Consider the following 6,527-nt stretch of genomic DNA (forward strand, 5'->3'; position numbering starts at 1 on the left):
TGATGTAACACCAATTCCACACAACGGATGTCGTCCACCAAAACGACCTCGTGGATAGTTAAAGGAGGATAACGATGCAGGAATTTGAAAGAGCTTCACTTCATAAAGAATTTGTGAATGAAGAAAACAATACTGGATCTTATGTCTTTGAACCTCTTGAAAGAGGTTTTGGAATTACGATTGGAAATACAATCTGCCGTACATTATTAACAAGTGTACCAGGCACAAGCATTGTTGGATTTAAAGTATCTGGATTTGATGGAAAAGCAACAATGGTTGATGGTATTTTAGAAGATATTTATCGTATTTCATTAAATTTAAAAGCTGTGCAACTATACAATGATGGAGAAGGATTCCAAACATTGCATATTTCAAAGAAGGGTCCTGCAACAATCCAGGCAGCAGACATTATTTGTCCAGAAGCAGTTGAAGTTGTAGATCCTGAACAAGTAATTTGTACTTTAGAAAAAGGTGCAAACTTGGAAATGGAAATTTATGCAGTTACAGGAACTGGATATAAGAGTTCAATTGAAAATAAAGTGTCATACGACTTTGGTGAAGATGTCGTAGTATTAGATGCAACTTTCACACCAATTCGCAAAGCAGATTACTTAGCTGAACCTGCTCGTGTTGGATTGGATAAAAAATATGACAAAGTACATATCAATGTAGAAACAGATGGTACAATTACACCTTTACAAGCTATTACAATGGCTGCAAAGATTTGTATGGAAAACTTAGATGAAGTTTTAACTGTTTCTGATTTGGAATTAGAAGAAAGTTTCATGGTTCAAAAACCTCAGGTTGAGGATGTTAAAAAAGTAAATACAATGATGATTGAAGATTTGGATTTATCTGTTCGTTCTTATAACTGTTTAAAACGTGCAGGAATTCAAACTGTTGATGAACTTACACAAAAAACAGAAGATGAAATGATGCATGTTAAGAATTTGGGTAAGAAATCACTCAAAGAAGTGAAGGACAAAATGTACCAATTGGGATTGTTCTTCAAATCGTATGAATAAGAGGAGAAAGAATCATGTGGAATCGTAAATTGGGACGTAAAGCCGATCATCGTAAAGCATTGTTGCGTAATATGGCAACATCTTTGATTGAAAACGGACAAATCGAAACAACAGAAATGAAAGCAAAAGAATTAAGCGCTGTAATGGACTCATTAGTTACATTAGCAAAACGTGGAGATTTACATGCACGTAGACAAGCAGCAGCTTATGTTCGTAATGTAGAAGTAGATGAAGAGGGAACAACAGCTCTTCAAAAATTATTCAATGAAATTGGACCAGCATATGCAGATCGTAATGGTGGATACACTCGTGTAGTTAAGACACGTATCCGTCGTGGAGATGCAGCTCCAATGGCAATTGTACAATTCGTGAAGTAGTAGTTACTACTTCACTTTTCTTTTAAGGGAGAATAGATATGAGTGATTTAGAACAATACGCAAAAGAACATCAAGTACCTATTATGATGGATAGTGGGTTAAAATTCTTGTTAGAGCAGCTTCAAAAGAATCAATGCCTGTCATTTTTAGAATTAGGAACTGCGATTGCGCGTACATCTATTGAAGTGGCTAAATTAGATCCTAGAATGAGAGTTGTCACAATTGAAAGAAATCCGGACATGATTGTTGAGGCTAAGAAAAACATTGAGGAAAGTGGATTATCGGATCGAATTACTTTAATTGAAGGGGATGCTCTTGAGGTAGATGTTGAGGGCCTGTTTGACTGTATTTTTATTGATGCGGCCAAGGCACAATATCGACGTTTTTTCGAGAAGTATTGTACCCATTTGAATGAGAATGGTATAATTGTATCAGATAATATGAATTTTCATGGTTTGGTAGAACATCCAGAATTATCGCGTAATCGTAATACACGTCAATTGGTTCGTAAGATCCATGATTATCATACGTATTTGGCAAATCTTACAGATTATGAAACCGCATTTTATGATTATGGAGATGGAGTTGCCTTAACAAGGAGGAAATAATTATGAATCTTTTTAAATTTTTAGTTGGAGCAACTGCAATTACAGTAGGTGCTTGTGCAGTTTCAGGTAAGGTTCGTCGTGATAGAGAAAGACAAGAAGAGTTAGATGATTTCTTATGTCCAAATATTGATGAACCCATTGAAAAGGAGATTCAGCCAAGTGTAAGTCCATTAAAAACGATGGAATCAGATATCAAGGGCTTTAAAGATGCACAAGAAGATATTTTACCAGTAACATTAACATATGGCTTTGATTCTAAGGATGCGGCTAAGCAATTCCAAACAGAAATTGCTGAAAATGGTTTAACTTCTTCATATGATGATGAAGATAAAGTTGTAGATGTCATTTATCATGAAGGGGTAAATGAGAGTGATATTAAGATCTTATCCGATATACTTGTAAATGCATGTACAAACAATAGTGCAGAATATAAAGGATTTCATTTTAATATGGTATAATGGTTCCGTTTATGGTGGAGGATATGTGATGGAAGCAATTGAAGTTTCACATTTAACTTTTTCCTATGATGGGAAAAACGATATATTAAAAGATGTTTCTTTTTCAATCCCAAAGGGAAGCTATACAACAATTATCGGACATAACGGTTCTGGTAAGAGTACAATGGCAAAACTAATTATTGGTTTGTTGGAGGCGAAAAAGGGAAAAATTCAGATTTTAGGTCAAGAACTAAATGAAGAAAGTGTTTATGAATTGAGAAGTCATGTGGGGATTGTATTTCAAAATCCAGATAATCAATTTATTGGTTCCACAGTGGCAGATGATATTGCGTTTGGTTTAGAAAACCATTGTGTAGAACAAAAAAAAATGCAGTCTATTATTGAAGATGTCGCAAGCCGTGTTGGAATGACTGATTTTTTAAGTGCAGAACCAACTAAACTATCTGGTGGACAAAAACAACGTGTTGCGATTGCTGGTATTTTAGCTGTTGAGCCAGACATCATTATTTTTGATGAGTCAACAAGTATGTTGGATCCTCAAGGTAAGGCAAGTATCAATGAGCAGATTCGTAAATTACATGAAGAAAAGAATATTACGATTTTATCTATTACTCATGACATGGAAGAGGTTGCTCAATCTGAAAATGTCATTGTATTAGAAAATGGTCAAATTGCGATGCAAGGAACGCCAATGGATATTTTTAAACAGGAAGATAAGTTAGCTAAAATGCAGCTAGATATTCCTTTCGCGTTAAAGATTTCTAAGGAATTAAAGAAGCGTGGAATCTTTAAAGAAAATGTATGTCGTTTAGACGAGGTGGTAGAAAAGTTATGTCGATTGAAATAAAGAATTTAGAACACACATATAATGAAAATACTCCCTTTTCACATGCAGCCTTAAAAGGGATCAACCTTTCTATTCCAGAAGGAAAAGTAACTGCGATTATTGGTCAGACTGGATCGGGTAAATCGACTTTAGTTCAGCACTTGAATGGTCTATTGATTCCAACGGCAGGTACTTTGGATATTTGTGGTTTTCATATTCAGCCTTTGTTGAAAATCAAAGATGTGAAGCAATTAAGAAAAGAAGTTGGACTTGTATTCCAGTTTCCTGAATATCAATTGTTTGAAGAGACAATTGGTAAGGATATAGCGTTCGGGCCAAAAAACTTTGGCACAAGTGAAGAAGATGCTTCCCAACTTGTTAAGAAGGTTTTACCAGTTGTTGGTTTGGATGAAAGTTATTTAGAGCGTTCGCCATTTGATTTGAGTGGAGGACAGAAACGTCGTGTTGCGATTGCCGGTATTTTAGTATTGGATCCTAAGGTCTTAGTTTTAGATGAGCCAACAGCAGGACTAGATCCTCAGGGTGCTCAGGAAATGATGACTTTGTTTATGAACTTAAATAAAAAAGAAGGTAAAACCGTTCTTTTAGTCACACATGATATGGAGCATGTTATGAACTATTGTGATCATGTGATTGTGTTAAGTCATGGTGAAGTTACGCAGGAAGCGGATGTAAAGGAGTTCTTTAAACATCCAGAATATTTACAGGAAATTGGTATTAATCCGCCTAGTATTGTACGTCTAAAAATGCAGTTAGAGGAAAATGGATTTGAAATGGATCCAGATACTATGGATATGAATTCACTTGTGGATTCAATAGAAAAGCAGGTGAAGAAACATGAATAATGTTGCGTTAGGACAATACATGCCACTAGATTCTGTGGTTCATAAGATGGATCCTAGATCTAAGATCATGATCATGTTGTTTTTGATGGTCGCAATCTTTATTCCTGCAGGAGCCCTTGGGTATGTGGTTATTGGTGTTTTTATTCTGTTTAGTTTATATTTATCAAAATTAAATATTAAATATGCCTTAAGAACGATGAAGCCCATGTTGTGGATGATGGCTTTCTTGTTGGTTATTAACTTATTGGTTATTAAAACAGGAACACCATTATTTTCAATCAAGGGATTTACAATTTATAGTGATGCCGTAAACCAAACGTTGTATATTGTGGTTCGTTTAATGTTGATGATTATTATTACAACTGTATTAACAGCTACAACGAAGCCTTTGGATTTGACTTTGGGAATTGAAAAATTATTAAAGCCTTTTGAAAAAATTGGTGTACCAGCCCACATTATTGCGATGATGATTAGTATTGCGTTGCGTTTTATTCCTACGTTGATTGAAGAAACACAACGTATCATGAATGCGCAGGCAAGTCGTGGTGTGGATTTAGAAAATGGTAGTATCAAAGAAAAAATCATGGCTATCTTATCCTTGATTGTTCCTTTGTTTGTATCTGCCTTTGATCGTGCGGATCAACTTGCAAATGCGATGGAAGCCAGGGGCTATGATCCTTCAAGACAAAGAACACGTTATAAAGTGTTAAAGATGCAGACAATTGATTATGCTTCAATGATTTTAAGTGTTGTCGTACTTTGTGCTTGTATTGGTATTTGGGTATTATGATTGTAAAGGCAATCGTCAGTTATGATGGCTTTAATTATGCAGGCTGGCAAAAACAAGAGAATGCTTTAGGTATTCAACAGGTGATTGAAGAAGCTTTGTATAAAATCACAAAAGAGAATGTAGATGTTGTGGCGAGTGGAAGAACGGACGCAGGTGTTCATGCATTAGGTCAAGTTTTTCATTTTGAGACAAGTAAAAATATTCCTGCTATTCAATATGAAAGAGCATTGAATGCATTGCTTCCTAAAGATATTCGTATCTTAAAAGCAGAAGAAAAGCCTGATGATTTTCATGCGCGTTTTAGTGCAGTTGCCAAGCGATATGATTATTATTGTTCGTATGATATAAAGAATCCATTTAATTATAAGTATCGGAATCTACTTGCAAAAAGACTGGATATGGATGCGATGAAAAGTGCATCAAAAGTATTTTTGGGATCTCATGATTTTACGAGCTTTGCCTCAAGTAAAATCGATCCTAGAAAGCCTAGGGTAAAAACAATTTCAAATATTGAAATTAATGAAGAAGGTACAGATGTGCATTTCATTTTTGAAGGGACTGGTTTTCTAAGATATCAAGTTCGTATGATGACGGGTACTTTAATTGCGGTGGGTCAGCATAAAATTGATGTTGATGATGTGCAAAGAATGTTGGATGCGAAGAATAAGTCGGCATGTCGTTATAATGCACCGAGTTGTGGTTTATATTTAGTGGAGGTAATGTACGAATGAGACAGACAAATTTTCATACACATACATCTCGTTGTCATCATGCGTTTGGCAATGATGAAGAATTTGTTCGTGCTGCCATTCAAAATGGCTTTGAAGTATTGGGCTTTTCGGATCATGCTTGTTGGAAATATGATTCAAGCTTTGTAGCGCATATGCGTATGAAGCTTGATGAATTTGATGATTATAAAGATAGCGTTTTATATTTGAAAGATAGATATAAGAAGCGGATTGAAATTCGTTTTGGCTTAGAAGCCGAATACTTTCCTAAATATATGGATTGGTTGTTAGATTTCTGTATTGAAAATGATATTGATTACTTGATTTTTGGTAATCATTATTATGGCACAGATGAAGATCGTATTTATTTAGGTGGAGTCAAAGGTAAGTATATTAAAGGCTATTTTGATACTTGTGTGGAAGGTATGAAAACGGGTATGTATGCATACTTGGCTCATCCTGAATTGATTTTAAGAAGTACGGGTGGTGTAATAACACCTGAAATCGAAGAGGGCTTCCATAGAATTTGTAAGACAAGCCAAGATTATAATGTACCATTAGAGTTTAATGTATTGGGTATGCAGCATAATGAGTGTATGGGGTATGAAGAATATCCACATTCTAGATTTTGGCAGATTGCCAAGCAATATGACGTAAAGGCAATCATTGGTATGGATGCGCATGAGACTGGTGATTTAAACAAAAAATGGTATGATTTAGCATTAGAAAAACTATCTCAATTTGATATAGAAATCATTGATGATATACCTTCAATTGATTATAAAAAGATAAAAGAAAACAAGATCAAAGTTTAGCTAAAATAAAGCTAAACTTTTTGCTTTTTTTGAT

Annotated in this window: 9 protein-coding genes; all 9 read left to right on the forward strand. The window is 34.9% G+C overall.

The window, feature by feature from the left end:
- Positions 1 to 74 precede the first annotated feature (74 nt).
- Genes DWY01_RS11085 through DWY01_RS11125 form a run of 9 tightly spaced genes read left to right on the forward strand, consistent with a single transcriptional unit; the run spans position 75 to position 6,493 of the window.
- The gene (locus DWY01_RS11085) at positions 75 to 1,025 is read left to right on the forward strand and encodes a DNA-directed RNA polymerase subunit alpha (RefSeq protein WP_117996179.1); all 951 of its coding nucleotides are present in this window, start codon (positions 75 to 77) and stop codon (positions 1,023 to 1,025) included.
- 14 nt (positions 1,026 to 1,039) lie between these two features.
- Positions 1,040 to 1,402 (forward strand): 50S ribosomal protein L17, encoded by a 363-nt coding sequence (gene rplQ, locus DWY01_RS11090; RefSeq protein ID WP_117571636.1) that lies wholly within the window; start codon positions 1,040 to 1,042, stop codon positions 1,400 to 1,402.
- A 38-nt stretch (positions 1,403 to 1,440) separates the two neighbouring features.
- Positions 1,441 to 2,010, forward strand: a complete 570-nt coding sequence (locus DWY01_RS11095; protein ID WP_117996180.1) for an O-methyltransferase — start codon at positions 1,441 to 1,443, stop codon at positions 2,008 to 2,010.
- A gap of 2 nt (positions 2,011 to 2,012) precedes the next feature.
- Positions 2,013 to 2,468 carry a hypothetical protein gene (locus DWY01_RS11100; RefSeq protein ID WP_117996181.1) on the forward strand — a complete coding sequence of 152 codons (456 nt, stop codon included), beginning with the start codon at positions 2,013 to 2,015 and terminating at the stop codon, positions 2,466 to 2,468.
- 28 nt (positions 2,469 to 2,496) lie between these two features.
- Positions 2,497 to 3,315 (forward strand): energy-coupling factor transporter ATPase, encoded by an 819-nt coding sequence (locus tag DWY01_RS11105; protein WP_117996182.1) that lies wholly within the window; start codon positions 2,497 to 2,499, stop codon positions 3,313 to 3,315.
- Positions 3,300 to 4,160, forward strand: a complete 861-nt coding sequence (locus DWY01_RS11110; RefSeq protein ID WP_117996183.1) for an energy-coupling factor transporter ATPase — start codon at positions 3,300 to 3,302, stop codon at positions 4,158 to 4,160. The genes DWY01_RS11105 and DWY01_RS11110 overlap by 16 nt, the downstream gene beginning before the upstream one ends.
- A complete protein-coding gene (locus tag DWY01_RS11115) occupies positions 4,153 to 4,950 on the forward strand; it encodes an energy-coupling factor transporter transmembrane protein EcfT (protein WP_117996184.1) in 798 nt (265 codons plus the stop codon). The genes DWY01_RS11110 and DWY01_RS11115 overlap by 8 nt, the downstream gene beginning before the upstream one ends.
- The gene (gene truA, locus DWY01_RS11120) at positions 4,947 to 5,681 is read left to right on the forward strand and encodes a tRNA pseudouridine(38-40) synthase TruA (RefSeq protein ID WP_117996185.1); all 735 of its coding nucleotides are present in this window, start codon (positions 4,947 to 4,949) and stop codon (positions 5,679 to 5,681) included. Before DWY01_RS11115 ends, truA begins: the two co-directional genes overlap by 4 nt.
- Positions 5,678 to 6,493 (forward strand): histidinol-phosphatase, encoded by an 816-nt coding sequence (locus DWY01_RS11125; protein ID WP_117996186.1) that lies wholly within the window; start codon positions 5,678 to 5,680, stop codon positions 6,491 to 6,493. Before truA ends, DWY01_RS11125 begins: the two co-directional genes overlap by 4 nt.
- The last annotated feature ends 34 nt before the right edge of the window (positions 6,494 to 6,527 follow it).

The organism is Eubacterium sp. AF22-8LB, assembly GCF_003458715.1.
Taxonomy (GTDB): domain Bacteria; phylum Bacillota_I; class Bacilli_A; order Erysipelotrichales; family Erysipelotrichaceae; genus Holdemanella.

Coding starts and splice junctions, on each gene's coding strand:
- DWY01_RS11115 (WP_117996184.1), top strand. CDS start 4,153: ATGAATAATGTTGCGTTAGGACAATACATGCCACTAGATTCTGTGGTT.
- rplQ (WP_117571636.1), top strand. CDS start 1,040: ATGTGGAATCGTAAATTGGGACGTAAAGCCGATCATCGTAAAGCATTG.
- truA (WP_117996185.1), top strand. CDS start 4,947: ATGATTGTAAAGGCAATCGTCAGTTATGATGGCTTTAATTATGCAGGC.
- DWY01_RS11100 (WP_117996181.1), top strand. CDS start 2,013: ATGAATCTTTTTAAATTTTTAGTTGGAGCAACTGCAATTACAGTAGGT.
- DWY01_RS11095 (WP_117996180.1), top strand. CDS start 1,441: ATGAGTGATTTAGAACAATACGCAAAAGAACATCAAGTACCTATTATG.
- DWY01_RS11110 (WP_117996183.1), top strand. CDS start 3,300: ATGTCGATTGAAATAAAGAATTTAGAACACACATATAATGAAAATACT.
- DWY01_RS11085 (WP_117996179.1), top strand. CDS start 75: ATGCAGGAATTTGAAAGAGCTTCACTTCATAAAGAATTTGTGAATGAA.
- DWY01_RS11125 (WP_117996186.1), top strand. CDS start 5,678: ATGAGACAGACAAATTTTCATACACATACATCTCGTTGTCATCATGCG.
- DWY01_RS11105 (WP_117996182.1), top strand. CDS start 2,497: ATGGAAGCAATTGAAGTTTCACATTTAACTTTTTCCTATGATGGGAAA.